Origin of the sequence: Bacteroides sp. AF39-16AC (assembly GCF_003602735.1) — a bacterium.
In the GTDB taxonomy this organism is placed as follows: domain Bacteria; phylum Bacteroidota; class Bacteroidia; order Bacteroidales; family Bacteroidaceae; genus Bacteroides; species Bacteroides uniformis.
In genome coordinates, this window is the sequence record NZ_QTLN01000014.1 from 63,385 (window position 1) to 90,179 (window position 26,795).

18 protein-coding genes and 1 tRNA gene are annotated in these 26,795 nt (G+C 49.6%); 12 read left to right on the plus strand and 7 right to left on the minus strand.

Annotation, left to right across the window (positions count from 1 at the left end):
- Positions 1-190 precede the first annotated feature (190 nt).
- Genes DW039_RS12780 through DW039_RS12790 form a run of 3 tightly spaced genes read right to left on the minus strand, consistent with a single transcriptional unit; the run spans position 191 to position 5,013 of the window.
- Positions 191-2,581 (minus strand): ABC transporter permease, encoded by a 2,391-nt coding sequence (locus DW039_RS12780; protein ID WP_120381998.1) that lies wholly within the window; start codon positions 2,579-2,581, stop codon positions 191-193.
- Positions 2,578-3,573, minus strand: coding sequence for an HlyD family secretion protein (locus DW039_RS12785; RefSeq protein WP_009038534.1), 996 nt, complete (start codon positions 3,571-3,573; stop codon positions 2,578-2,580). The genes DW039_RS12780 and DW039_RS12785 overlap by 4 nt, the downstream gene beginning before the upstream one ends.
- 12 nt (positions 3,574-3,585) lie before the next feature.
- Entirely contained in the window at positions 3,586-5,013 is a 1,428-nt protein-coding gene (locus DW039_RS12790) for a TolC family protein (RefSeq protein WP_120381999.1), read from the minus strand.
- A gap of 177 nt (positions 5,014-5,190) precedes the next feature.
- Here DW039_RS12790 and DW039_RS12795 point away from each other — a divergent pair, with 177 nt between their 5' ends.
- The 5 genes from DW039_RS12795 to DW039_RS12815 all read left to right on the plus strand — a co-directional run bounded on the left by DW039_RS12795 (position 5,191) and on the right by DW039_RS12815 (position 12,654).
- Positions 5,191-6,708: a cobyric acid synthase gene (locus tag DW039_RS12795; protein ID WP_207810794.1), complete on the plus strand. Its 1,518-nt coding sequence runs from the start codon at positions 5,191-5,193 to the stop codon at positions 6,706-6,708.
- Positions 6,701-7,735, plus strand: coding sequence for a threonine-phosphate decarboxylase (locus tag DW039_RS12800; RefSeq protein ID WP_120382001.1), 1,035 nt, complete (start codon positions 6,701-6,703; stop codon positions 7,733-7,735). Before DW039_RS12795 ends, DW039_RS12800 begins: the two co-directional genes overlap by 8 nt.
- 3 nt (positions 7,736-7,738) lie before the next feature.
- Positions 7,739-8,707: an adenosylcobinamide-phosphate synthase CbiB gene (cbiB, locus tag DW039_RS12805; RefSeq protein ID WP_057087668.1), complete on the plus strand. Its 969-nt coding sequence runs from the start codon at positions 7,739-7,741 to the stop codon at positions 8,705-8,707.
- Between the two features lie 108 nt (positions 8,708-8,815).
- On the plus strand, positions 8,816-10,696 hold the full coding sequence (locus tag DW039_RS12810; RefSeq protein ID WP_120382002.1) for a HAMP domain-containing sensor histidine kinase: 1,881 nt from the start codon (positions 8,816-8,818) through the stop codon (positions 10,694-10,696).
- Complete coding sequence (locus DW039_RS12815) at positions 10,693-12,654, plus strand: sensor histidine kinase KdpD (protein WP_118264384.1); 1,962 nt, start codon at positions 10,693-10,695, stop codon at positions 12,652-12,654. The genes DW039_RS12810 and DW039_RS12815 overlap by 4 nt, the downstream gene beginning before the upstream one ends.
- Here DW039_RS12815 and cobC read toward each other — a convergent pair.
- Genes cobC through cobU form a run of 4 tightly spaced genes read right to left on the minus strand, consistent with a single transcriptional unit; the run spans position 12,635 to position 15,525 of the window.
- Positions 12,635-13,174 carry an alpha-ribazole phosphatase gene (cobC, locus tag DW039_RS12820; protein ID WP_044467839.1) on the minus strand — a complete coding sequence of 180 codons (540 nt, stop codon included), beginning with the start codon at positions 13,172-13,174 and terminating at the stop codon, positions 12,635-12,637. The two genes, DW039_RS12815 and cobC, sit on opposite strands and share 20 nt — an antisense overlap.
- Before the next feature lie 16 nt (positions 13,175-13,190).
- The gene (gene cobS / locus DW039_RS12825) at positions 13,191-13,934 is read right to left on the minus strand and encodes an adenosylcobinamide-GDP ribazoletransferase (protein WP_117703333.1); all 744 of its coding nucleotides are present in this window, start codon (positions 13,932-13,934) and stop codon (positions 13,191-13,193) included.
- 1 nt (position 13,935) lies between these two features.
- The gene (gene cobT / locus DW039_RS12830; RefSeq protein WP_120172632.1) at positions 13,936-14,973 is read right to left on the minus strand and encodes a nicotinate-nucleotide--dimethylbenzimidazole phosphoribosyltransferase; all 1,038 of its coding nucleotides are present in this window, start codon (positions 14,971-14,973) and stop codon (positions 13,936-13,938) included.
- Positions 14,974-15,003: 30 nt separating this feature from the next.
- A complete protein-coding gene (gene cobU / locus DW039_RS12835; protein ID WP_005829269.1) occupies positions 15,004-15,525 on the minus strand; it encodes a bifunctional adenosylcobinamide kinase/adenosylcobinamide-phosphate guanylyltransferase in 522 nt (173 codons plus the stop codon).
- A gap of 141 nt (positions 15,526-15,666) precedes the next feature.
- On the opposite strand from cobU, the gene DW039_RS12840 reads away from it, so the two are divergent.
- From DW039_RS12840 to DW039_RS12870, 7 genes are all read left to right on the plus strand, one after another.
- Positions 15,667-15,739: transfer RNA gene (locus tag DW039_RS12840), tRNA-Gly, on the plus strand.
- A gap of 335 nt (positions 15,740-16,074) precedes the next feature.
- Positions 16,075-16,821: a FadR/GntR family transcriptional regulator gene (locus tag DW039_RS12845; RefSeq protein WP_005829254.1), complete on the plus strand. Its 747-nt coding sequence runs from the start codon at positions 16,075-16,077 to the stop codon at positions 16,819-16,821.
- 11 nt (positions 16,822-16,832) lie between these two features.
- Positions 16,833-19,301, plus strand: coding sequence for a sodium/solute symporter (locus DW039_RS12850; RefSeq protein WP_120382003.1), 2,469 nt, complete (start codon positions 16,833-16,835; stop codon positions 19,299-19,301).
- 37 nt (positions 19,302-19,338) lie between these two features.
- Positions 19,339-20,256: a dihydrodipicolinate synthase family protein gene (locus DW039_RS12855; RefSeq protein ID WP_005829247.1), complete on the plus strand. Its 918-nt coding sequence runs from the start codon at positions 19,339-19,341 to the stop codon at positions 20,254-20,256.
- A gap of 166 nt (positions 20,257-20,422) precedes the next feature.
- Positions 20,423-23,602 (plus strand): TonB-dependent receptor, encoded by a 3,180-nt coding sequence (locus DW039_RS12860; RefSeq protein ID WP_005836952.1) that lies wholly within the window; start codon positions 20,423-20,425, stop codon positions 23,600-23,602.
- A 31-nt stretch (positions 23,603-23,633) separates the two neighbouring features.
- Positions 23,634-25,127: a RagB/SusD family nutrient uptake outer membrane protein gene (locus DW039_RS12865; RefSeq protein ID WP_120172630.1), complete on the plus strand. Its 1,494-nt coding sequence runs from the start codon at positions 23,634-23,636 to the stop codon at positions 25,125-25,127.
- Between the two features lie 13 nt (positions 25,128-25,140).
- Positions 25,141-26,772, plus strand: coding sequence for a sialidase family protein (locus DW039_RS12870; RefSeq protein WP_057087653.1), 1,632 nt, complete (start codon positions 25,141-25,143; stop codon positions 26,770-26,772).
- Positions 26,773-26,795: the final 23 nt, after the last annotated feature.

The following is a 26,795-nucleotide window of genomic DNA, read 5'->3' on the forward strand; positions in this document are numbered from 1 at the left end:
AAAATTTCTTATTTGACCAGCCTCTATCTGTTAACAACGGCATATTCCTATTAAACCATGTTATAAATAAGACCGTTATGAGCTGAAATTTTGGAGAATTCGGAGGAGTCCGTATATTTGCAATGTGTTTTTCATAGTATTAGATTTAAGGTTAACAAAAGATTGGCTGTCTGGGATAGATAGCCTTTTTTTATGCCTTCACTTTTCCTTTTCCGTAGAGGTGGCGTGTAGTGCAGAGCGCCAAAGTTCCATAGACCAATACTTGTATCCACATCGTCAGCATCTGCGGCCATACGTCGGCCAGCGTTCCACCCATTGAATTCAGTTTTACAAAAGCAAGTACGGCAGGACCTGCCGGAAACAGATAGTGGGCTGTCTGCCAATACCACGGCATCAGCTCCAGCGGATAGGACACGCCCGAAAGGAAGATATAGCCCACAGAGAAGAAGGCTATCATCAGCAACGGTGCTTCGGAGTCTGTAAACCAGCGGGAGACGGCCAGGGCAAGGAAACTCGTGCCCAGCAGGAAGGGTATCATCATTGTGACGATGTCTCCTCCGCTGCCGATGTGTGGGATGCTGAACAGGTGCGGCAACAGTCCCAGCAGGAATAGGGAAAACACCACGTAGAGCATGAAGTATACGAAGGTCCTACCTCCGACAATCCGTAATGTATCCTTCAATGAGTCGGCACGCATCAGCCGTATTCCTTTTCTTCGGGCTTCCGCTTCCTCGCCCGTCAGCATGGCAATCACCATCAGCATCGTCTGGAAGATGATGACAATTAGGACGGCGGGAATCAGATAGGAACCGTAGCCCTCTGTATAGTTGTAGAGCGCCGTGCCGGACACGCTGACGGGAGCGGACGAAGCCACTGCCAGCAGTCCTTGCGGAGGTAGGAATACGGTGCCCTCCATGCGGTGGGCATCGTTCACGACAAGCATGACGCGCGCACTGGATTCTTGCAGTCCTTTGAAGTTGAGGAAAGCGTCCGTGGCGGCATAGAGTACGAAGACCGAAGTCTCGCCCCGTGCCACACGTGCCTCGAAGTCGGCAGGCAGGTAAAGGATGCCTGCCACGTCGCCCTGCTTCATCCATTGGCGGGCTTCGAGGATGTTGGGTGTCTGGCCGTAGACGGCGGTCTGGGGAGTGGCGTCGAGCAGTCGGATGTATTCGCGGCTGAGGGCGGAGTGGGAGAGGTCTACCACTGCGACGGGAGCCTTGCGCACCAGGTTGGGGGCGTACATGTAGTTGTAGAGCAGTCCGTAGAGGAAGATACCGCCTGCCAGCACGAGCAGGATGGCGGGATTGGTGGCGATGGCATGCCACTCGTGGCGGATGACGGAAGCTGTTGACAATGCGGTAGGTGGGCAAGGTGATGGGGAGGCGGAGATTGCTTCTTCCCTTATCTCTTTTTTTATCCACCATTTCAGCAATGGCAGTATCAGCAGTGCTGCCAATAGGAAGATGAAGAGTGTAGCTACCGACTGCCAGAAGTAGGCAAATCCTGCATCGAAGTAAATCATGGCTTGTGCCGCCTCCGTGAAGTGCCGCACGGGGAAGAGGTAGGAGGCCGCATGCACGGGCGCATACATGGCTGTAACGGGAAACGTGACTCCGGACAGCGTAGCCCCCAACGACCCCACCATGGATACTACACTGATGATATAGGCAATCTTGGGAAAGACAGAATAGATAAAGACCGCCAATGCCTGGGTAGCGATGATGAAGAGCACGGTCACTGCATTCATCAGCCACAGACTGCCAGCGAAGGGGATATGTAGCGGGCCGAACAGTACATAGTTTGCCAGGATACCGATGGACGAGAAGATGAGGGTATAGGGCAGCAGTTTCCCTGCTACGGCAGTGAGGATATTGCCTCGTGCCATCTCCAGCCATTCGCCGGCGCTGCCGAATTTCAGTTCGCTGCCTATGGAGTAGACGGTGGTGAGCAGGATGAGTATCTGGAACAGTACGAAAAAGAAAGGCTGGCTCAGGTAGATGGAGTAGTCCATGTCCGGGTTGTAGAGGGGATGGGTACTGGCTTCTACGGGGAGCAGAAAGGTCTGTATCTGTTCTCCGCTGACTCCCAGAGCTTCGGCCTGCATCACGATGGGCGAGAGCGCCACGGGGGCAAGCGTATTCTCGAACGCCGCCATCAGCTCGCTGCCTACCGAAAGAAGGGCATAGTGGTAATAATAGGTGAGCGTTGCGCCAGTTCCCGTCACCGCCTTCTGTTCGAAGCGGGGCGGGATGACGAGGTAGCCGTATATGTCCTTCTGTTGCAATGCCCGGCGGGCGTCGGCTTCGTCGGTGAAGTGCTCCGTCACACGGAAGGTGGGGGCGGCAGAGATGCGCCGGGAGATATTGCGCGAAGTGGCAGTGTTGTCCAGGTCGACGATACCCACGGGAATGTTCTCCATCTGTCCGTTTCCAAAGATGGTGGCCATGAAGAACAGACAGAGCAAGGGTAGCACGACGCAGACGCCGAGGTATAGACGGCGGGAGGTCATGCGGTGCCATTCGCGACGGATAACCATGCGGAGCGCTTTCATTGCGTAGCCAAATTCTTTATCTTTCATTTTTTATTCTTCATTTTTAAGAGTACGGACATCCCCGGTCTCAATCCCTCTACCTGCTGTGTGGGACGTGCGTGTATCTCGAACGTCTGCATGTCATAGCTGCCCGTCTGTTTGGTGGATTTCCAGGTGGCGAAGCTGCCCAGCGGACTGATGTAGTAGATGCGGAATTCAATGTCCTTGCCGTCGATGGCGGGGACATCGGCACGGAAAGTGCCTCCCATCTTGAATTGCGGCATCAGGTCCTCGCGTATGTTCAGTACCACGTGTGCATCGTCCATCACGACAAGGCTCATGATGGGAGTACCGGGGGCCACCAGCTCTCCGCGTTTGGGGAAGATGGTGGCTATCTGGCCATCTTCGGGAGCAGTCAGGCGGGAGTCGACGAGGAGGGAGGAGACTTCATCGACGGTGCTTCGCGCCGCTTCCACCAGGCTGCGGGCCGAGGCACGGTCCTCGCTCTGCGCTCCGTCCACGGCCATCTGGTATTGCTCGTAGGCGGCACGTTCGGCGGCTTGGGCGGCTTTGTACATGGCTTCCACCTCGTCACGCCGCTGGGAGGTGACGACACTGTCCTTATAAAGCGTTACAATGCGCTGGTAAGTGGTCTTGGCGAGGGCAAGGTCGCTCTGCGTCTTGTTCCAGAGTTGCCGGGCGGTGGCCACAATCTGGCGGCGGGTACCGGCGTCTATCTTCTTGTTCTGCTCCTGGGCCACCTGCTCCAGGGCATTCACCTGGCGGTATTTGGCTTCGATGGTGGGGCTGTTGATGACGACAAGCGTATCGCCTGCCTTCACCCAGTCGCCCTCTTGTACGAGGAAGGAGTCCACACGTCCGGGCAGCTTTCCGCTGATACGTATTTCCGTTGCTTCCACTTGTCCTTGCAGGACCAGGGGCTGCCGGCTCATGAGTAATATGCCGGCAAGCGAAATGATGACCGTTGCGGCCAGGATAATGACGAATGCAATGCTGATGCTTTTATTATTGATTTTCATAAAGGGTAGGTTTTAATAAGTTGTCTCGAAATATTTCTCGAACCGTTCCGGCGTTCCGCAGATAGCCAGCAGGTTCATCAGTGCCACATCATATTCGTAATAGGCTGCCAGACGCGCCACGCGGACGGTTGCCAGCATCGTTTCCGCATCTACGACCTCGGTACTGGTTGCCATGCCTTCGGCAAAGGATTTCTTGCGGATTCGCACCAGCTCTTCGCTCAGCTCGATGGTGGTATTCAAGGCGCGTACGTTGTCTTGTGCCTTTTGCAGTTGGGTGTAGAGCTTGTCGATGCCTACGCTCAGGTCTTCTTTGGCTTTTTCTTGTCCCAAGGCGAGGGTTTGCTGGGCTATCTTCGACTGGCGGATGCGCTTCTCACGCGCCAGTCCGTCGAACAGGTTCCAGGTGAAGCCCACACCTACGATGGTGCGGGGGACAAGATTGCTTTGTATGCCGTGGGCATAGAGGGTCTGCTTGCCGAATACGGCGATGTCCGGCAGGTAGCCGCTCTGGTCGATGCGGAGCTGCTGGCGGGCAATCTGTGACTGCAGTTGCAGTTGGTTCACGGTGTAGTTCTCCACCCGCATGGCTTGCAGGAACTCCTCTTTAGCGGGCAGTTGGTCGTTGATGAAAAGCTCCGAGGTAGGATGGATGCTGCATGTGTCTTGCAGGTTGAGCAGGGTGCGCAGGGCACTTTGCACGACGGAGGCCTCCTTCCGGGCAGCCTCCAGTGAACGGGCAGCTTCATCCATATTCACTTGGGCAAAGAGCCGGCCTGCCTTGTCTATCATGCCGGCAGCTTCCAGTTTAAGGGCATTCTGGTAATGGCGTTGCAAGCTGTTGTAAGTCTCCTGCCGCACGCGTACTACCTCTTGCGCAAGTTTCAGCCCGAAGTAGCTTTCTGTCAGCAGGGTGCGTTGCGTGGCATCGGTCTGTCCCCGGTTTTCGCGGGCAATGTCTATCATGGTGTTGCCTATCTTCGAGGCCCGGATGCGCTTGCCGCCGGAGAATACGACCCATTCGGCGGTCAGGCCGACGGAAGTCAGGTTGCGTGGAGCCAGTGGAAAGGCAAGGGTATGGGAGCCTATCTGGTCGAGTATGCTGCTGATGAATTGGTCGTCCGGTACGATGTTGTGCACAAAGTCTTTTGCCGGGTCGGTGAACTGAGAAAGGGGCTGTTTTACCTCTATCTTTTCGGAAAGATGCACGAACGTACCGGCACCTTGCAGGGAGGGGTACCAGAGGGCATTCAGTTTGTCACGTTCCGCACGGGCGGCTTCAATTCCCTTGTCGGCTATTTTCAGGCTGCGGTTGCCGTTTTGCATCTGCCTTAGGGCATCACCGAAGCTAAGGGGAAGGGAGGTTTGTGCGGCCACTCCACCGATGGCAAGCAGCACGCAGGCAGCAGCCGGAAAAAATCTCCGGCATAATAGATTATTCATAAGTTCGTTCGGTTTAGGGGTTCTTGTTTCTCTAAACAAGAGGAGGTGGGAATTGTTCAGTAGTCATCTTTTTGAATAGAACGTTACAAATATAACGAATAGTTTCCGAAGATATGGCTTATGAATGGGAGAGATATTCGGATTTGCACTATCTTTGCATTCGCTAAAATGGAATTTATGGAGAAACTTCATCCGATTATGTTTGCCGGGACGGGCAGTGATGTGGGAAAGAGCATCATTGCTGCCGCCTTCTGCCGCATCTTCAAGCAGGACGGCTATCAGCCCGCACCGTTCAAGGCACAGAATATGGCGCTCAATTCATTTGCCACTCCCGAAGGGCTGGAGATAGGCCGTGCCCAGGCTGTGCAAGCAGAAGCCGCCGGAGTGCCTTGCCACACGGACATGAATCCGCTACTGCTGAAACCACAGTCGGACCATACCTCGCAGGTTGTCCTCAACGGGCGTCCTATCGGCAACCGCAATGCTTATGAGTATTTCCGCAAGGAAGGACGCGACGAGCTGCGCCGGGAGGTTTGTGCTGCCTACGACCGCCTTGCCGCTCGCTATAATCCCGTTGTGCTGGAAGGCGCGGGAAGCATCTCCGAAATCAATCTGCGGGATACCGACCTTGTCAATCTGCCGATGGCCCTGCATGCCGGAGCCGATGTAATCCTTGTGGGGGACATTGACCGTGGTGGTGTGTTTGCCAGTGTCTATGGTTCGCTGATGTTGCTTCGTCCCCATGAGCGGGAACGCATTAAAGGAATTCTTATCAACAAGTTCCGGGGGGATATACGTCTCTTCGAGTCGGGCATTACGATGCTGGAGGAGCTTTGCGGCATTCCCGTTGTCGGGGTAGTACCTTACTACCGTGATATCTACATTGAAGAAGAAGACTCCGTGGCGCTTGCCGCAAAGTCTGTCCGTGCCGAGAAGGGAAAGGTGAACATCGCCGTCATTCTGCTGCGCCACCTCAGTAACTTTACCGATTTTAATGTCCTGGAACGTGACCCGCGCGTACATCTCTTCTATACCAACAATGTGGATGAGCTGGCAAAGGCCGACGTCATCCTGCTGCCCGGCTCCAAGAGCACGCTTGATGACCTTTACGAATTACGCCGTAACGGTGTGGCGGCTGCCATCATCCGTGCCCACCGTGAAGGTGCCACCGTGATGGGTATCTGCGGCGGCTATCAGATGATGGGGCAGGAGGTGCTCGACCCTGAGCATGTGGAGGGGGACATTGAACGCCTGCCCGGACTGGGACTGTTGCCCATCAGTACCCGCATGTCGGGAGAGAAGGTGACCCGTCAGGTGAAGTTCGGTCTGTGCAATCCCCATTCTCCATTTTCCACTCTCCATTCTCCATTAATGCAGGGCTATGAAATCCATATGGGAGTGACCACCCCTGTGGAAGGTACTCCCGATTCTCCTCTGAATCTTCTGGAGAACGGCTCTACCGATGGTTACTACGTGGACTCCACCTGCATGGGGACCTATATTCATGGCATTCTCGACAATCCGGAATTCATAGATTTCCTGCTTGCGCCTTTTGCAGACAAACTGTCCGGGAATGCCGGCGCTTTCGATTACCATACATTCAAAGAAGAACAATACGATAGGCTTGCCGAGCACGTGCGCCGCCACGTCAACCTGCCGCTTATCTACCAAATATTGACAAAGAACCATGATTGAAGGACACGGAGACGATTCCTATAAATACAGCCGTCCCATTACGGCAAACTTCAGCTCGAATGTTTACAGCAGGGTAGACCTCTCTGCCTTGAAGGCGCATCTGTGTGCCCGGATTGACGGCATCGGCAACTATCCCGAACCGGAGCCTTACACGCTTGAGGCCTGCCTTGCCCGCCGCCACCGTCTTCCTGCCGAGGCAGTGTGCGTGACGAACGGAGCTACCGAAGCCATTTATCTCACCGCACAGACTTTCCGCGGGACAAACACCGCCATTGTGCAGCCCACTTTCAGTGAATATGCCGATGCCTGCCGCATGCACGGCCATCGGGTCACTTCCCTCTATCGGCTTCCTGCGGAGAGCGAGGGGTATCGCTTGCCGGAAGAGGTGCGCATGCTGTGGCTGTGCAATCCCAATAACCCTACCGGAACGGTCGTGGAGAAGGAATATCTGGCAACACTTATCAGTCATAATCCGCAGGTATGTTTCGTCATCGACCAGTCTTACGAGTTTTTCACCTTGCGTCCGCTTTTCTCTGCTGCCGAGGCGGCGGAATTTCCCAACGTTCTGCTGCTGCACTCCATGACCAAGCGTTATGCCGTTCCCGGTCTGCGACTGGGATATGTCACCGGCGCCCCCCACCTGCTGCACCGTCTGCGTACCAACCGTATGCCCTGGTCGGTCAACCAGCTTGCCATTGAGGCAGGGCTCCATCTGCTGGAACATGATGTTCCCAATCCGCTGGATGTGGCGTCTTACTTGCAAGAGGCTGCCCGCCTGCGCAGTGCGCTCGAGGCATTGGGAGGACTGGAGGTATGGGCCACCGAAACCCATTTCATGCTGGTGTGCCTCCGTATGGGTAGAGCTTCCGCTTTGAAAGACTATCTGGCAGGGGAGCATGGTATCTTGATTCGGGACGCCTCCAACTTCGACGGACTGAATGAGCGCTTCTTCCGTATAGCCGCCCAGAGCCGGGAGGAGAATGACAGGCTTGTAAAAGCAATAGGACAATGGCTTGAGGAGGAATGACCGATGGAAGAAGATGTGCTTATACTTTTGGGTGTCGCCTTCAACTTGAACCTGCCGCTTCTCACTGCCTGGCTGCTCGACCATTGGCTGGGCGACCCGGCGTGGCTACCCCATCCGGTGGTGGCTTTCGGCAAAGCCATTTCTTTCTGTGAGCACCGGTTGAACCGGGGCGATTCGCGTTTCCTGAAAGGTGCGTTTGTGGCGGTGTCTCTTGTCTTGGGGGTATATGTCATTACGCTTTTGTTGCTCCGCTTGGCGGCACTCTTTTCTCCGGGCATGCTTCTGACGGTGCAAATATTGCTGATATTCTATTGCTTGGCGGGCACTACGCTGGTTCGCGAGGTGCGTATGGTGTTCAAGGCGGTGGACCGTTCCTTGGAGGAAGGGAGGATGCAAGTGGCACGTATCGTAGGGCGTGATACGTCTGCACTCTCGGCGCAGGAGGTGAGAACCGCGGCATTGGAGACTTTGGCAGAGAATTTGAGCGATGGGGTGGTTGCTCCCTTGTTCTGGTATCTGCTGTTGGGAGTTCCGGGCATGCTTGCCTATAAGATGGTGAACACGCTGGATTCCATGGTCGGCTACAAGAATGAACGCTATCGTCGGTTCGGCTGTTTTGCTGCCCGTTTGGATGATGTTGCCAATTATATTCCTGCTCGTCTGACAGCCTTTCTGATGGTACTGGTTTCCGGTCGTCTTTCCTTGTTTGCTTTTGTGGGCAGATATGGCAGCCAGCATGCCAGTCCCAATTCCGGTTATCCGGAAGCCGCCCTTGCCGGTATTCTGGACTGCCGTTTCGGAGGTCCGCACAACTATTTCGGCGAGGAGGTATGGAAACCTTATATCGGTTCTAATGAACGGCCTCTGAAGACGGAAGATATGCGTGTGGCTGTCCGCATCAACCGACGTGTGGAGTGGTGGATGGTGGTTGCCGTAATAGTGACATCGACCTTGGCTTCCTTTTGTTTTTAAAATGTTGTTATTTTAACTGATTCTTTGTCCGTTCCAAAAAGATATAATATCTTTGCAAGACCGCGTTGCATTAAAAATGTAACTTTTAAAGCAGACAAAGTCTTATAAATGAGGATAAAGCAACTATATATATTCCTTTTCTTTATTTGGTTCGGGAGCACAATAATTGCATCGGCAACAGATAAAGCGGATTCTTGGACTAAAGAAAAGGAAAGTATAGTCCATGAGGTCATCTCCACTTTTCACAACAGCCTCGGTTTCGACTATCTGACCCGGGAGGAGTGTGACTCGCTGAATGCCGACGGCCTTTTGTCCCAATTGGATGAATCCCAGCGCTATTACACCTATTTCGAACTGGAAAGAATACTTATAAAATCCTCCCTTTTCCGTGGAGAAATCCGTATGGCTATTGCCCAGAGCGACCAGATGTACTCCAAAGCCCGCGCGCTTGCCTACCCCTTCGGCAATGCCCTTGCGCTGAATGCCATGGGAGAGGTGTACAGCTATACCGGCAGGCTCCGGGAAGCCGGTGTCGCTTATGAAGAGTCCTTGAGACTGCTGGATGGGATGGACGGGGAGGATGTGCATATCCGTATGCTACTGGTGGAACTGATAGATTATAACCTGCGCATACGGAATGTAAACGGTGCCTCGCGTTATCTTGCACGTCTGAACCTCTATCCGGAAGACCGGCTTTCTCCGCTGGAGCTGGCCATGCGTCACATCTCCAATGCTTCCTGCCAATTATTCAAGGGTGACTTGAAAGCTGCCAGCCATTGTCTGGTACAGATAGGCCAGCTTGAAACGCAGCTGATTCCGGAGATACGGCAATACCTTCTGATTATAGATGCCCGTTATCTGGTGGCCACCGGAGAGCATGAGGCAGCCTTGACCGCCTACAATGATTTCCTTCAAACCGAATATGCCCGGATAAACCATAACATCTACAAGGAAGCTCTGCTCGAAAAAGCGGATTTACTGGTGAAGATGGGAAACAAGGAAGAAGCCTACGGACAGTACGACAAGGTCTTTTCGTATATCAAGACTTCGTTCGAGAAGAACTATCCCAAGGAGATAGACCGGCTCTGTACCCGTTTCCAGGCCGACCAACTGGCCTACCAGAACGAACGCGACCGCATTGTATCCATGCGTTTCTATCTGGCAGGCATCACTGTGTCCGTACTGTTTCTGATATTCCTCCTGGTGCTGGGCTGGAAGAAGATATTCCGTTTGAAGCGTTCCCAAATGCGGCAGGAGGCGATGAAGGAGAAAGCGGTGCAAGCCATACAACGGAAGAATATGTTTCTTTCGAACATGAGCCATGAGGTACGTACGCCGCTGAATGCCATTGTCGGATTCTCGGCGGTACTGACGGATGAGGACGAGTCGTTCGATGACGAATCGCGCCGGGAGTTCTCCGAAATTATCAAGGTGAATTCCTTTCAGTTGCTGAAACTTATCAATGACATTCTGGATTTCTCGGATTTCGAGAATGACAATATAACCTTCAACATCCGCACGCATGATGCCGTGAAGTTGTGTAATGAGGTCGTGGAGACCGTGATGGCCTCGCGCAAGCTGGAGGTTGAAATGCGTTTTGACACGGATTTGTCCGTCCTGATGCTGGATACGGACGATGCGCGCCTCCGCCAAGTCTTGATAAACCTGCTGGTGAATGCCACCAAGTTTACGGAACAAGGCTCCATCGTGCTGGAACTGAAGATGGCTGATGCCGGTACGGCACTTTTCTCCGTGACGGATACCGGATGCGGCATTCCACCGGAGAAGCAGCACTTGATTTTTGAACGCTTTGAAAAGCTGAATGATTTTGTGCAGGGAAGCGGACTGGGCCTTTCCATCTGCCAACTGATTGTGAAATATATGAACGGCAAGCTGTGGGTGGACAGTGGGTACACCCGTGGCGCGCGTTTCTGTTTTACGCATCCTTTGAAGTATAATCCCGCATTACACGGAGGAACGGCGCAATGAAACGAATACTTATTCTCATCCATGTTTTGTTTTGCGGATATATCTGTCCGCTGCTGGCAGAAGACACGGGGGCTGTCCGGTATCAGGACAGCATCCTGAAGGTTGCCGATACCCTGCCGGCCACCCTTGTCCGGCTGACGTATCTCCGTGACATGGCCTACAAGCACCAGTATGCTCCCTATAACATGACTTTTTCCACCCGTCTGTACGAGGAGGCGCGGCGGCAGAAGAACGCTTTCTATGAGAATATGGGCGCTTACTATCTGGCGGCATGTTATGACAAGAAACACGACCCGGACAGTCTGTCGTATTGGGTGGATGTGCTGAAGGATTTTGTCCCTCAGGTAGGCACTTACGATTATTATCTGGAGCAGAAGGCTGCCATCAGCCGCGCCCTGGCTTCCAAGAGACAGATAGAGAAAGCGGTGTATGTGGCTAAGGAGACGTTGGAGGAATCAAAACTCCGCCATAGCAATAACGGGATGATAGCAGCGTATAACAGTCTGGGATGTGCCTACGGAGTGTCCAGCCGCCCGAATGAGGCACTGGACTCTTTCTTGGAGGCTTACCGGAATTTCTCTCCCCAGACAAAGGCCAGCCTGAAGGTGGATATACTGTCGCGTATTGCCCAGGTATACGGCAATGGCGGTAAAGACAGCCTGAAGCTGCCCTATTTGCATGAAATGGACACGACGTTGCAGACGGTTATTTCCAAAGAACCCGAGACACGGAAGAACTGGAGCAATTTCGAGATTGACTGCGAAGTGAAGTATATCCTGCACTACATGAACCGGAAGAACTTTACAGTGGCGCACGAGCATATCGAGAAAGTAAAGAAACTGCTTGAACCGCATGTAGATCCCGTCTTCTGGCTGAATGTCCAGTTGATACAGCTTCAATACTATGCCAAGACCGATGAGTATGACAAAAGCATCGCATTGATAGACGAGGTGACCCCTACGGTACTGAACAACTACGTCTCCACCTTTGCCACTTTGATAAACTACAAGGCGAGTACGCAATATGACAAGGGGGACATTGACGGGGCCATCGAGACCCGGCGCTACCTCATACGCAAGCAGGATTCGCTGAACAATGCCTTCTCGGCCAACCAGTTGAAGCAGGTGAAGGAGATTTACCACATTGACGAGCTGCTGTTGGAGAAGCAGAAGATTCAGGACATGAATTACCGTATAGGATTTATACTCCTGGGCGTCTGTCTGCTGCTGATGCTGCTTTTCTATCTGTATACGCGCTATGTCTCCGGAAAGATTGCTGTCGTAGAGAAGAAGACGGCTGAAGCCGCTTTGCAGGCAGAGACGGACAACATCGCGAAGGAACGTCTGAAATCGGAAATCAGCCATGATATACGTACTCCGCTGAATGTGGTGGTGGGCTTTGCCGAATTGCTGACCGGGAAGGAGGAGCTGGATAAGGAGACTAAGAGGGAATACGGGCAGATGATTCAGACCAATGCGGAAAGTCTGCTGAATTATGTCAACAGCATTCTGGAGTTGTCCCGCTTGGAGTCCGGCAAGATTCAGTATGAGGACGAGGAGTGTGACATTATTCAGTTGTGCAGTGAGGTGCTGGATAAAGTGAACGGTCGTGGGGAGAGCACTGTGTCTGTCAGCCTGCAGACCGATTTCAAGGAACAGCTTGCAAGGACGGACCGGAGGTGGTTCGATACATTGCTTGTCAGCATGCTGACTCCGTCAGAGAATGACACTGCCCGTTATGAGGCGATTATCCGCATCAGACGGGACCGCACTAGGTCGGCCCTCTATTTCGACGTGGTCAACGCCCCGTTTGCAAAGGTACATTTTGAGAATAAAACGAGCTTGATTCGCCATGAAATCAATGCCCATTTTATTCATTATTTTGGAGGTATCTACAAGGTGCAAACCGAAGCGGAGGAAGGCCCTACTATTTCGTTCACTATTCCTTGTCGAGATTGATGCGGACGATGCCGCCGTAGGGCGTCAATGCGTCGAAGGCTTCTTCGGCTTTGAGGATTCCGGCATAGAGTTGCGCGCAGATTAATACGCCTCCGTGTGCGAAGATGGCAACGCGTGTATAGGGCTTCTTCTTTAATTCGTCCAAAAACTGGCTGACACGCCGGTATTGCATGGTAAAAGATTCTCCACCGGTAGCTGCCACGTTCATGTAGTCGGCATACCATTCCTGCAGGCGTGGGTCTTCATTCTGCTCGAACGGCTTCATCTCCCAGTCGCCAAAATTGATTTCCATAATCCGTTTGTCCCGTTCTGCATCGGGATAGCCGCAATAGGTGGCGAGGCGCACGCAGCGGGTTAGGGGACTGGTGTAGACGTGGTCGAACGGAAGGTATGCCTTCAAGTTTTCTGCCGTCACGGCGGCTTCCGTTTCAAACGTGGGTTTCAGGGGAACATCGGTCTGACCGTAGCACATCCCCGGAGGAACATCTACCGAAGTGTGTCGAATGAGTATTACTTCCATCTTTAATTTTCAGTTGTTAATTTATAATTAGAATAAGGCTTCCCAAGTAGAAGGACAGTTCGCATAGCAGGAAAGTGGCCCCGCAGCAGTCACCCGTATATCCTTGTAGGCGCCGCTTCATCAATCGGTAGAGCAGGAAGAAGGTGAGCAGGGGGAAGAGGGTGGCAATCCACAGTTTTATAGGCAGCAGCAGTACGAAAGGAAGCAGGCCGCAAAGAAATCCGGCCAGTAACTCGTGCCAGCTCATGCGGTTGTAGACGGTCTTGCTTTTGCTGTCTTCCTCTTTCCGGGCATAGGGCAGGTAGTTGACAATCTGGGAGGCACAGAACTTGGACCAGCAGTCACCGCAGAGCACAAGGATGCAGAGAAGTCCCAGTGGCAGGTGATGAAGTTGGAGCAACAGCAGGAAATAGCATATCAATCCGATGACACCGTAGCTTCCGATGTGGGAGTCCTTCATGATGGCTAGAGTCCGTTCTCGGGTGGTGCCGCCACCGAAACCGTCGAAAAAGTCCGCCAGCCCGTCTTCGTGCAGGCAACCGGTGACAAGCAGGCGTGCGATGAGGGCAAGAATCCATGCCAATGACACCGGCATAATCTGTCCGGCAAGCCACAGCACTGCCGCCATCACGCCTCCCGTCAGCCAGCCTACAAGCGGCCAATAGGGAACCACATGCTTGAAACACTCTGCCGGTACTTCCTTGATTTTCCAGAAGGGCAGTCGGGTGAGCATGATGAATGCTGCTAAGATATTATTCATGTTAAAAGTATTTGGTGATGGAGGCATGTGCAAAGTTATCCATTTCATTGAGCATCCGCACGGCCGAGTCGACAATGGGATATGCACAGATGGCCCCCGTTCCTTCTCCCAAACGCAGCCCCAGATTCAGCAACGGACGGGCATGCAGGGCGTCGAGTACCAGTTTGTGGCCCGACTCGTCTCCGCAGTGTCCGAAGATGGCGTAATCCGTCACTTCCGGGTAGAGCCTGGCGGCGGCAAGCAGGCAGTTGGTCATGATGAATCCGTCAACAAGGATAATCATCCTCAGCTCGGCAGCTTGCAGCATGGCGCCTATGGCCATTACCATTTCCAGTCCACCAAAGTAGCGGATGATGTCCCGGGGAGAGCCGTCGCCTTTGTAATTCTCCATAGACTGTTTCAGCACTTCGTATTTGTGGCGGATGCCCGCGCTGTCGAGTCCGCTGCCTGCGCCGACACATTGTTCCAGAGGAATACCGGTAAAGCAGGTCATCCACAAGGAGGATGAAGAGGTGTTTCCGATACCCATTTCACCGAAGCTGAGGACATTGCTGCCTTCTTCATGGCATTGGCGCACCACCTCGGCACCCCGTTCCAGGCACATCTCCATTTCCTCTTCCGTCATGGCTGCCTCGTGCAGATAACTCCGGGTACTTTTGCGCACTTTCATATTGATGATGCCTTTCTTGTAGGGGAGGTCGTAGTCTACTCCTGCATCTACTATTTTCAGGGTAAAGCCGTGCTGCCGGCAGAGGAAATTGACACCTGCCCCTCCATGAAGGAAGTTGCTGATTTGCTGCCAGGTGATTTCCTTTGGAGACAGACTGACCCCTTCTTCTACAATGCCGTGGTCGGCGGCGAAGATAATGTTTTGCGGATGTTTCAAGGTGGGGGATAATGTCTGTTGTATGAGTCCGATTTGGAGTGCCAGTTCTTCTAAAATGCCCAATGAACCTTTGGGTTTGGTCAGGTTGTTGATTTTGTCAATCAATGCGGGACGGATTGACTCGTCCGGACGGGTGATATGAAATGTTTTCATCAGTCTGTTGGATTTTAATTGTCTGTTGTTTTATGAATGAGTGTTTTTTACGGTAAGTGGGATGCCGGATACCATCAGTATCACTTCGTCGGCACGGGCGGCTACATATTGGTTCATCCAGCCTTGCATGTCCGTGAACTTTCGTTGCAGTTCGTTCTCGGAAGTTCCTCCCATACCTATTTCATTGGTTACAAAGATGAAGGTTGCGTCTTGTGCCGTGAAGCGGTCGAACTCTGCCTTTACTGCGGCAAGTGCCCGGTCGGTATCTGAATGCAGGTCGAAGAAAAAGTTGGTACACCATAAGGTGATGCAGTCTATCAGGACGATCCGTCCCTCCAGCCGGTGGCGGCTGAGTTCTTTCTCCTCTTCGATGTTTGTCCATTCCGGTCCCCGGCGTTCCTGATGCCGGATTACCCTCTGGCGGAATTCTTCGTCCCAGATGCGTGCCGTGGCAAGATAAACGGGAGTGGGAGAGAGCTCGAGTGCCAGCTTTTCCGCATAGGTGCTTTTGCCGGAACGTGCTCCTCCGGTGATGAGTATGATTCGTTTCATTGGTATTTAGTCTGTATTTTGAAAGAATATCTTTGTTTTCCCGAGCAAAAATAGGAAATATTTGACGAAACGTTTGTTTTTTTAGGAAGGAATTTATTAACTTTGCCACCGTTTTTAAGGCATGACCTTGGAAATGTTTATGCGGCAGTAGCTCAGTTGGTAGAGCATCAGCTTCCCAAGCTGAGGGTCACGAGTTCGAGTCTCGCTTGCCGCTCTTTATAAAAGGCTGAATACTTAGTTATTCAGTCTTTTTCTTTTTTAAGAACATTCATTCTCAGGTATTAATAATTCTTCTAAACTATTTTTTAAGCTGCACTTATATTGTTTTTCCCCTTTTTCTGTTTTTCTTATTGTTTGTTCGCATATGTAATATAGCCGAAACATATATTACATCGTGAATAGTAAATTTGCAAAAATGCAACACTTTAAAAGTTAATAAATATAAAAGAAGAAATAATATATTCTTTATATGTTGCTTTTATTAAAAATTATCCATTTATTTGTCTGACAAATAATACTAATAGGACTAATAATAACACGATTTAATATATGGAAAACTTAAAAATTGATGGGCAGTCGATTACTTTGGTAGACCAAGTGGAAGACAAGTTATTGAATTATTTCAGAAGTCAGGACTTGAAAGTGGGTGATTCTATCCCTAACGAAATTGAGTTGTCGTCAGCGTTGGGGGTAGCTCGTAGTGTTCTTCGGGAAGCTCTTAGCCGTCTGAAAATGATGGGAATGATTGAAAGCCGTACACGTCGTGGAATGATATTAACTGAGCCTTTCATCTTAGGGGGAATGAAGAGAGTGGTTGATCCCCGTATTATGAGCCAGGAATCACTTCTCGATCTTTTGGGATTTAGGGTTGCCTTGGAGATAGGAATCAGTAGTGACATATTTCATAATATTAAAGAGCAGGATATTATGGAACTGGAAGAGATTGTTAATGCAGGCGTTGCATTGGGGAACAACGAATATGCCAATCTCAGCGAATATACTTTCCATTCAAAACTATACGAAATAACGGGGAATAAGACGATTGTACAGTTCCAAAGCATCATTCATCCGGTTATGAACTTTGTAAAAACCAATTTGAGGGAACGGGTGGAAGCTATAAATATAGAACTGGAGAAAAAGGGAAAGATTGTAACTCACACCGATTTATTGAACTTTATCAAGAATAAGGATGAAATGGGCTACAGAAATGCTATCGAGCAACACTTTTATGTCTATAAGAAGCTGATTTATGATAGGGCAGTGTTAGGAGAACAGAATAAGGGTCAATCACAATAAAAATATGACAAATGACACGGATTGTAAATAATTGTGTTGCATTGGTATGCCTTTGTTTGTTTTGGGGTCAAAGCCTGAGAGCTGCAGATGCTTCTCATTCTGAGCAGATAAAGTGGGGCAACGAGAGTGTTTTTAATGAGGAACACAACACTTTGGGACTCTTTTCCGGAGTACTTGGCGGACAAATTGTATTGGCAGGCGGCACTTCCGACGATTATAGCCGATGGGGAAGAAATGCGGTATGCCTTTCTGAAAATGCCGGATTCGCTTTGTATGAAGATGTGTTGTCCAAGCCGTTGGCTTATGGCGCTTCCATAACACTCTCTGACGGTATCTTGTGTATTGGAGGGCGTGATTCTTCCCAATGCTACGAAGATGTATTTCTTGTCACAATGCAGCAGGGCAAACTGAATGTTTCGGAAGATTGGCCGCCACTTCCTTTTCCGTTGTCTAACGCGGCAGGAGCACTACTGGACAATAAGGTATATTTGTTTGGAGGCAGGAAGTCGGTAAGTCCGTCCAGGTTATCGGATTCTTTTTTTGTGCTGGACTTGTCGAACAAGTCCAGAGGATGGAAAGAACTACCGGGCTATCCGGGATGCGTCCGGGAAGATGCAATTCTCGTGGTACAGAACAACGGCGTTTCCCCTTGTCTGTATTTATTGGGTGGACAGACGGAAACGGAAGAAGGGTTGTCTTCTTGCTTGACTGATGGATATGTCTATAACCCCCAATTGGGTAAATGGAGTTCATTAGGTTCGGATTTTCCGAAAGGAATATGTGCTGCTGTCGCCAGCGGAGCCAACCATATACTTCTTTTTCAGAAAGAGCCGGAAGATACACAGCATCTTAAAAAAGAGAATGCTTTATGGAAATACCATACAATTACGCAGACTCTTGTCAAGTCTGAATGTATTCCAGGTACCTATGACACCATGCAAGTCTTGCAAAGAAACCGTTCCTTCGTTATACTCGGTAGCAATGCCAGTTCCGGAACGAATAGACTGTACAGCCTTCAAGGGGATATTGTTCCTTTGGAAAAGGGGTTGGGACTTGTCAATATCCTTGTGATTATCGGTTATTTTGCCGTATTGGCCGGAATTGGAATTTACTTTTCACGGCGCCAGAAAAGTACGAACGACTATTTCAAGGGTGGAGGACGCATTCCGTGGTGGGCTGCCGGGCTGAGTCTTTTCGGAACCGCGTTGAGCGCCATCACCTTCATGGCTATACCCTCCAAGGCATATGCCACTAACTGGAGTTATGTGTTGTTCAATACCGGTATTGTGTTTGTGGCTCCCGTCATTGTTTATGTCTTTATTCCTTTTTTCCGGAAATTGAATATAACGACTGCCTATGAATATCTGGAGATACGTTTCAATGTCTTTATCCGGGTTATTTGCAGTCTGGCCTTTATTATTTTCCAGGTAGGGCGTATGGGTGTCGTGCTTTTTCTGCCCTCCATTGCCTTGAATGTGGTGACCGGATTGGACATATTCCTGTGTATCGGTATTATGGGAGTCTGTAGTATCCTATATACAATGATAGGGGGAATAGAGGCGGTCGTATGGACGGATGCCATTCAGGTAATCATCCTGTTGGGAGGAGCGATATTTGCAGTGATATACATCTCGTGTTCTCTTCCCGGCGGATTGGGTGAAACGATTGATATTGCCGCGGCAAACGGCAAGTTCGATTTGGGAGCGACGAACTTTGACTTGAAGGATGCTACGATGTGGACCGTCGTTATTGCCGCATGTTTTACCCATCTTACCACCTATGGGACGGACCAAAGTATGGTTCAGCGCTATCTCACTACCTCTTCGATGAAAGAGGCACGGAAGAGTGTATGGACCAATGCGATACTGACTGTTCCCGCCACACTGATTTTCTTCTTTATAGGCACTGCGCTTTATGCCTATTACAAGGTGTATCCTGAGAATCTGAGTATCAGTATTCCTAACGGCGATGCTATTTTCCCGTGGTATATTTTTACCCAATTACCGGTCGGTATTGTAGGGTTGTTGATTTCGGGCATCTTCGCTGCGGCAATGTCCACTTTGAGCGGCAGTATGAATTCGGCAGCCACAGCTTATATAGTAGACATTTATTCACGTTTCTTTCATAAGGGAGAGGGTGGCAATGAATTGCATGCGGCACGTATGGCAACTTGTGTGATAGGAATCATTAGTCTATCTTTTGCTTTTCTTATGGCAACATGGAATATCGCTTCATTGTGGGACGAATTTAACAAGATACTCGGGCTCATATTGGGCAGTATGGGAGGACTGTTCATGTTGGGCATGCTTACCAAACGCGCCAATTCCGGAGGAGCAATCATTGGTATAGTCGCAAGTATCATCGTACAATTGTTTGTTGCCAGATTCCAGACGTTCCATTTGCTTTTGTACACGGCATCCGGCTTTATCTCATGTTTTGTCATAGGTTATCTGGCAAGCTTGTTCTTTAAGAAAAAATAGGTTTGAACCTATCATTAATTATAATATAATTTTATTTATGAACAAACGACTTTTAACAGGATTAATCGCTGCACCATTTACGCCAATGCACGAAGATGGTTCCTTAAATTTGCAGGTGATCGGGCCGTATGCAGAGTTTCTGATGCAAAAGAAATGTGTGACGGGAGTGTTTATTTGTGGCACGACGGGAGAATCCGTTTCTCTGACAACAGAAGAACGAAAGGCTGTTGCGGAAAAATGGATGGAGGCAGCCAAGGGAAAACTGAAAGTGATAGTGCATGTAGGTGGCATGTCGCAGGTTCAGTGTGCCGAGCTGGCAGCCCATGCGCAAGCTATTGGAGCTGATATGATAGCAGCCATGGCGCCCTGCTTTTTCAAGCCCGGTTCTGTAGATGAGCTGATAGGTTTTTTCAAGCCGATAGCTGCATCGGCTTCCCGCTTGCCGTTTTATTACTATAACATGCCGTCCATAACCGGGGTTTCCTTGCCGGTACACAAGTTCCTTATAGAGGGCAAGAAGCAAATTCCCAATCTGGTGGGAGTCAAGTTTACTCATAACAACCTGATGGAGATGCAGCAGTGCATTCATGCGGACGGTGGGGCGTTCGAAGTCTTGCACGGTTTTGATGAGATACTGATTACCGGATTGTCGGTTGGAGCTAAGGCTGCCGTAGGCAGTACCTACAACTATGTTCCGGGTATATACAAAGCTGTGATGGAAGCCATGGAAAAGGGAGACCTTGAAACAGCCCGTGAAATGCAATGGAAATCTGTTGAAATCATTGATGTGCTGATAAAGCATGGGGGAGGAGTCAGAGCTGGTAAGATATTCATGAAACTGGCAGGAATAGACTGTGGACCATGTCGATTGCCGATAGCTCCTTGTTCTGAAGAAGAGCTGGAGGAGACAAGAAACGAATTGAAAAATACGGAATTCTTCAAATACATTAATTAACTAAAAACGATTGCCTATGGAGATATTGCAACAATACATCCAATGAAAAAACTCATTGGTCAACTTAAGTTTGACCCCCGAAAAGGGAGGGGAAACGAGTATTGGCACTTCCCGTTTCCCCTTAAATAAATTACTGAAACAATTTATTATTAAAATCGTAACAAAGATGAGAAAAATATTTCATTTTCACCTCATAACTTTTCTACTATTTTGCCCATTTTTGCTTTGGGCACAAGAATTTAACCTATCAGGTGTAGTAGTGGACAATACTGGTGAAACTCTTCCAGGAGTTTCCATCGCTGTGAAGGGTACGACTCGAGGAGTTATTACGGATATGAATGGTGCTTTCCAGCTGAAAGTAAGCAAGGGGGAAACTCTTGTATTTTCCTATGTGGGCTATGATGAACAGCAAATCCTGATTACTAATCAAAAGATTCTTAACATCCGGATGGAACCGACCACCATGGGGCTGGATGAAGTGGTGGTTGTAGGTTATGGTACCCAATCCAAGCGTACCGTAACATCCGCCATCAGCAAGGTGGATGGAGAAACATTGAAGGCAACTCCTATCAATACTGTGGGAGAAGGGCTGAAGGGTAAAATTGCGGGTGTACGCGTGTACAATGAGAACAATACTCCGGGTGCAGAGGCTACGTTCTTGATTCGTGGTGGTTCATCTATCAGTCAGAGTAATTCTCCTCTAATATTAGTTGATGGCGTAGAGCGCAGTACAGCGGGTATCAATCCCAATGACATCGAATCTATCGAAGTCTTGAAGGATGCCGCTTCTTCTGCTATTTATGGTTCGCGTGCATCGAATGGAGTTGTCCTGATTACGACAAGAAAAGGAAAAAGCGGTGCTCCTCGAGTGACGTTTGAGGCTTCCTTTGCAAACGAGAATGTGGAGCGGATGATTGAGTATCTGGATGCTACCCAAGCTGTTACTATCATGCGCGATCGTTGGGCTTCCGGACCCAGTCCGGAAAAGTTATACCTTGACGGATATGCTTATAGTTCCGGCAATACGGATGCTTCCAAGTTTTCTACCCGTTACCTGAGGGATGGAGAGAGCATTCCGGCAGGATGGAAGTCTGTGGCTGATCCGTTGGATCCCAGTAAGACTTTGATTTTTGAAGATAATGATTGGGCCAGTACTTGTTTCAAGAATGCTCTTTGGCAAAATTATTATGTGGGGATAGAAGGAGGTACGGAGAAATTGAGCTATGTGGGCAGTATTGGCTATATGAAAGATTCCGGTGTAGGTGTAGGCACGGCATTCGACCGTTTCAATGCCCGTACTAATGTAACTGCCAAAATCAGAGAGAACCTGACTTTCAGTAGCAACATAGATTACAGCCAGACGAATAGCGAAGAGTATGCCAGTCAGTATCAGGTGATTTCCCGTGGACTGATGACCCCGGCCGTTCAACGTAAATATTGGGTGTCTGACAATGAATGGTACGGAACCCCGACGCCAGGTCCAAACTCTTCGTCTCCGAATCCGAGCTTCTACTCGTATTTTAATGATAACAATCAGCGTACCAACCGTTTGGGGTTAGTCGGCTCTCTTGATTGGGAAGTTTTGAAAGGATGGCATGCTGTGGGCACCGCTTCTTTGTTTACGCAAAACAGCCATGGAGATACATTCATGCGTGCCAACCCGATGAATGGAACGCGGAAGGCGACTACCAACATGACGGATGAGCAACGGAAGAAACTGGAATTCTACACCAGCTATACAAGAACGTTTGCCGATAAACACAGCATCAGTGCGATGGTAGGATATTCCTATCAGCAATATTTGTACAAGTATGTGTATGCTGCCACTACCGGACACAGCTCCGACAAGATACCGACATTGAACGGAGGTTCTGTTTATTCCGATGCAACGTCGACCAAGCAGGAAGATGTGAATATCGGTTATTTCGGCCGATTGAACTATGATTATCTGAAAAGATATATGTTGACTGCTACTTTCCGTGAGGACGGCTCTTCCCGTTTTGCCAAAGGCAACCAATGGGGATTCTTCCCCGGATTGTCTGTCGGATGGGTTATGAGTGATGAGCCTTTTATGCAGAATATCGGTTTTATAAGTAATTTGAAGTGGCGTGGCAGTTATGGGCAGACCGGTAACAACTCCATCGGCTATTACGATGCATTAGGATTGTATGCCATTACCACCAGTTATGATCAAAGTGCTGCGACCGTTTCTTCGGCCATGCCTAACAAGGCTCTTGAATGGGAGACTTCCACACAATTGGATTTAGGTTTTGATTTAGGCTTGTTCAAGAACCGCATCATATTGGGTATAGACTATTTCAATAAGATTACGGATAACCTGATTACTTCCAAAGTATTGCCCAATACGTCGGGATACGGTTCCATCCTTACCAATCTTGGAAAAGTACGTTTCCGTGGTTTCGATGCTGAAATAACAACACGTAACATTGTCAAGAAGGATTTCACGTGGGAATCTAAATTCACCATTACTTACGTAAAGAACAAGGTGCTTAAACTGCCCGAAAACGGACGGGACAAGAACCGCCAGGGAGGATACTCTGTAAAAATGCAGGATGGCACGACCAAAGAATTCGGAGGTGTTGCCGAGGGTGAACCGTTGGGGCGTTTCTATGGATATAAGAAAGACTTTATCATTACAACTCCCGAGCAGGCTGCCAATGCCCGTTATGACACCTCATCCAAAGGTTGGGACTGGACCACGAAACAGAAACTGGGTGTCGGAAAAAAGACTATCGGAGACTATGAGTGGAAAGACCTGAACGGAGACGATATCATCAACAGCAATGATATGTTCCTGCTGGGAAATACGATTCCCCATACCACCGGAGGTTTGAACAATACTTTCACTTACAAGGGCTTCACTTTGAATGTCTATCTTGATTTTGCTTTGGGGCACTCCATTTCCAATGGTTATCTGCAACGCCAGATGTGTAATTTCATGAATGGAAACACCAGCCTGCCTGCTGAAATCCTAAAATGCTGGAATGTGGGGGATGACCCGAGTAAGGCCAAGTATGCCCGTTTCTCAGGCAATGACTCCGATGAGTTGAATAAGAATTTCCGGGACAACTCCGATGTTTTCACCCAGAAAGCCGATTATCTCTGTATCCGTGAAATCTCTCTGCAATATGCTCTGCCTCAGGCATTGCTGGCAAAGATTGGTCTGAAAGGGCTGGTATTGACCCTGGCCGGAAACAATCTGCATTATTTTACGGAAGTAATAGGCCTTTCTCCCGAAGTAGGTGCATCAAGTACCTATTCCGGTAGTTTCAACACCTATCCGCCTATCCGTAAGTTCTCTATCGGATGTAAAGTTACTTTGTGATAAAAGAAGTTTAATACGAAAAATAAGAATTATGAAAATAAAAATATTATCCGGCATTCTTCTTATAAGTGGGGTCTCGTTTTTTACATCATGTCATGGAGACCTGAATGTGATACAGCCCAGCCAGTTCACCAGCTTGTCCATGTGGACAGAGGAGAGCGATGCTACGAGTGCGGTAAATGGAGCATATACTCAATTCCGTTCTGCCTTTTCCGATTTGCTCAACATCTATGGAGAGATGCGCTCAAACTGGTATGAGAGTGGGGCGGTAAATGATGCGTTTTTTAATAGAGTGGGTACAAACGTATTGCTGAGCGGTGATGCAGGTACAAATTGGAGTAGCATATATACTACCATTAATAGTGCAAATTTGATTCTGAAGCATACTCCGGAAATCTCTTTCACCAATGAAGCTACACGTAATGAGGTGATGGCCAATGCCTATTTCCTACGGGCATATTGTTACTTTACTCTGGTGCGGGTATTCGGTGACTGTCCACTACTGACTTCCGGCTTTGAGTCAGAAAAGCAGGAGGACATGTATCCCAGCCGTACGGCGGCCTCTGAAGTATATGCTCAGGTCGAAACCGATATAGAAGAAGCTTTAAGGTTGATGCCCGCTTCTTCCAAGCTTCTCCATAAGGCATCTCCGGCAGCCATCAACATGTTGCGTACTGAATATTACTTATGGAAGGCAAAGCGTCTGGGAGGAGGGAATGCGGCTCTGAGTACGGCGCAGTCTTCTGTTGATGCGGTATTGAAAGCCGGATATGCACTTCTTCCCACGTTTGCCGATATTTTCAATTTAAACAACGAAGCCAATTCTGAGCTTATCTGGACATTGCCCTATATCGTCAATGAAAATGTGACTCCGGGAACATCCCCCAACTTTTTCGCCTATTATCTGGCACCTAACGGTGACAGAACCCGGCTGAGGGAAGCCGGATATACCGAGGATGAGGTTCCTGCCGGTTCCCATGCCCAGTATGTTGTGCCCACGCAAGCCTATTGCGATTTCCTGGCTGAGGATGCACGTGACACGCGTACGGATGTTTCAGTACGGGTATTCGAGGATAAGTTCCTGACGGAAGAAGTACAGATTAAAAGGATGGTTGTGAAGTTCAAAGGCTCCTTTGCCAATGATACGCGTAGTTTTGACAGTGATGTCCCCGTCTATCGTTTGGCCGAAGCCTATATTTTGAAAGCTGAAGTGGAAAATGCCTTGGGAAATACGGATGCCGCTTTGCAGAATCTGAATGTAGTGGCCAAGCGTGCTTATGGGGTAGACAACTACTACACGGCAAGGACTCAGGATGCCATAGACAATGCCATTATCAGCGAAATACTGAAAGAGTTTGTCGCAGAATCAAAAGCATGGTGGGCATACCTTCGCTTTAATAAGGAATTCGAGCTTATTGAGACCTTGAAGGGGCGTGAAGGGGAGAAGAATGTTACCTTGTGGCCTATTGCTCCTGCTTGTCTCAATACTAATCCGAATATAACACAAACGGAAGGTTACAAATAAATATTGGGATGATATGAGATATAAGACTATACTTTTACTGGTCTTGTCTGCTTGGGGCATCATGGCATGCCAAAATTATACGGATAAGATAGCGGTGGAGATTCGGCAACCGGTATATCCGGTGTTGACATTGAAGGAGCATAATCCGGTATTGTGTCTGCGTCTGATTAGGAACAGCGGCGTGGCATATCAGTTGGAAAAGATAAATTTCACTTTGGATGGAACTGTCCGTTCCGGTGATGTCGTTTCCGCTTCGCTGTTCTTGGATGAGAATTGTGGGCAGGTTTGTGCAAGTGCCAAACCGGTGAACAAACAATTGAGTTTTAAGGTAGGCCGGCAGATAGAGGAAGATACACTGACATGCTGGGTGACACTCCGACTGAGGGATGATGCGGCGCAGGCTACAAGCAAGATTGAAATCTCATGCAGCAGTGTCCAGACAGACTTGGGGCTGGTGGGCATCCGCCAGTTGCCCGCAGTAAAGCCGCTCCGTATAGGAGTGGCCCTGCGGCAGCCGGGTCAGGACGGGGTACACACTTCCCGCATTCCCGGATTGGTGACTTCGACGAAAGGTACCTTGCTGGCCTTGTATGATGCACGCAATGAAAGAGATGACGATTTGCAGGGCGACATTGATATTGCCATCAATCGCAGTGAAGATGGAGGGCGGACTTGGCAACCCATGCAGACTGTTCTGGATATGAAAGAATGGGGCGGGCTACCTCAGAAATATAATGGAGTGAGTGATGGTTGCATCTTGTCGGATGATTTCACCGGAGACCTCTATGTCATAGGGTTATGGATGCACGGAGTCTTGGACCCCAAGACGGGCAAATGGATAGAGAATCTTACCGATACCTCGACCGTATGGAACCACCAGTGGCGTGCGCACGGTTCTCAGCCGGGATATGGTGTCAAACAAAGTTCTCAATTCCTGATTAGTAAGAGTACCGACGACGGACTTACCTGGAGTGAGCCGCGTAACATTACCCGCCAAGTAAAAAAGGAAAAATGGTGGCTGCTTGCTCCCGGACCGGGTCGTGGCATCACAATGGAAGACGGTACATTGGTATTTCCGGTAGAGGGGCGGAACGAAGACGGGCTTCAGTTCTCTACAATCATGTGGAGTAAAGACAAGGGCGAAAACTGGACCGTAGGCGAACCGGCCTACTACAATACCAACGAATGTCAGGTGGTAGAACTTTCAGACCATTCCTTGATGTTGAACATGCGTGAGCGCAGCAACCGGGGACGTCAGGAAGGTAATGGGCGGGCCATTGCCGTCACTGCCGATTTGGGAAAAACGTGGACGGAACATCCCACGTCGCGCAGAGCTCTCATTGAACCGGCTTGCCAGGCATCCTTGCTGCGCCATGATTATATTGAAGACGGAGAAGAACGTCATGTATTACTCTTTGCCAATCCTAATTCAAAAGAGCGCCGTAACAACATTACCATTAAGGTGAGTTTCGATGACGGGCAAACTTGGCCCGAGGAGTATTGGATGTTGTTGGATGAAGGTAGGGGGGCGGGGTACTCTTGCATGACTTCTATTGACGAGCATACCATAGGTATCTTTTATGAGGGGAGTCAAGCCGACATTCAGTTCCAGGCTATCCCGCTGAAAGAATTATTGAAGAAATAAAAGTATAACACCTTAAAAAATAG

Coding starts and splice junctions, on each gene's coding strand:
- DW039_RS12800 (WP_120382001.1), top strand. CDS start 6,701: ATGATTGAAGGACACGGAGACGATTCCTATAAATACAGCCGTCCCATT.
- cobC (WP_044467839.1), bottom strand. CDS start 13,174: ATGGAAGTAATACTCATTCGACACACTTCGGTAGATGTTCCTCCGGGG.
- DW039_RS12815 (WP_118264384.1), top strand. CDS start 10,693: ATGAAACGAATACTTATTCTCATCCATGTTTTGTTTTGCGGATATATC.
- DW039_RS12850 (WP_120382003.1), top strand. CDS start 16,833: ATGACACGGATTGTAAATAATTGTGTTGCATTGGTATGCCTTTGTTTG.
- cbiB (WP_057087668.1), top strand. CDS start 7,739: ATGGAAGAAGATGTGCTTATACTTTTGGGTGTCGCCTTCAACTTGAAC.
- DW039_RS12870 (WP_057087653.1), top strand. CDS start 25,141: ATGAGATATAAGACTATACTTTTACTGGTCTTGTCTGCTTGGGGCATC.
- DW039_RS12860 (WP_005836952.1), top strand. CDS start 20,423: ATGAGAAAAATATTTCATTTTCACCTCATAACTTTTCTACTATTTTGC.
- cobT (WP_120172632.1), bottom strand. CDS start 14,973: ATGAAAACATTTCATATCACCCGTCCGGACGAGTCAATCCGTCCCGCA.
- DW039_RS12795 (WP_207810794.1), top strand. CDS start 5,191: ATGGAGAAACTTCATCCGATTATGTTTGCCGGGACGGGCAGTGATGTG.
- DW039_RS12855 (WP_005829247.1), top strand. CDS start 19,339: ATGAACAAACGACTTTTAACAGGATTAATCGCTGCACCATTTACGCCA.
- DW039_RS12865 (WP_120172630.1), top strand. CDS start 23,634: ATGAAAATAAAAATATTATCCGGCATTCTTCTTATAAGTGGGGTCTCG.
- DW039_RS12785 (WP_009038534.1), bottom strand. CDS start 3,573: ATGAAAATCAATAATAAAAGCATCAGCATTGCATTCGTCATTATCCTG.
- cobU (WP_005829269.1), bottom strand. CDS start 15,525: ATGAAACGAATCATACTCATCACCGGAGGAGCACGTTCCGGCAAAAGC.
- DW039_RS12810 (WP_120382002.1), top strand. CDS start 8,816: ATGAGGATAAAGCAACTATATATATTCCTTTTCTTTATTTGGTTCGGG.
- DW039_RS12845 (WP_005829254.1), top strand. CDS start 16,075: ATGGAAAACTTAAAAATTGATGGGCAGTCGATTACTTTGGTAGACCAA.
- DW039_RS12790 (WP_120381999.1), bottom strand. CDS start 5,013: ATGAATAATCTATTATGCCGGAGATTTTTTCCGGCTGCTGCCTGCGTG.
- cobS (WP_117703333.1), bottom strand. CDS start 13,934: ATGAATAATATCTTAGCAGCATTCATCATGCTCACCCGACTGCCCTTC.
- DW039_RS12780 (WP_120381998.1), bottom strand. CDS start 2,581: ATGAAAGATAAAGAATTTGGCTACGCAATGAAAGCGCTCCGCATGGTT.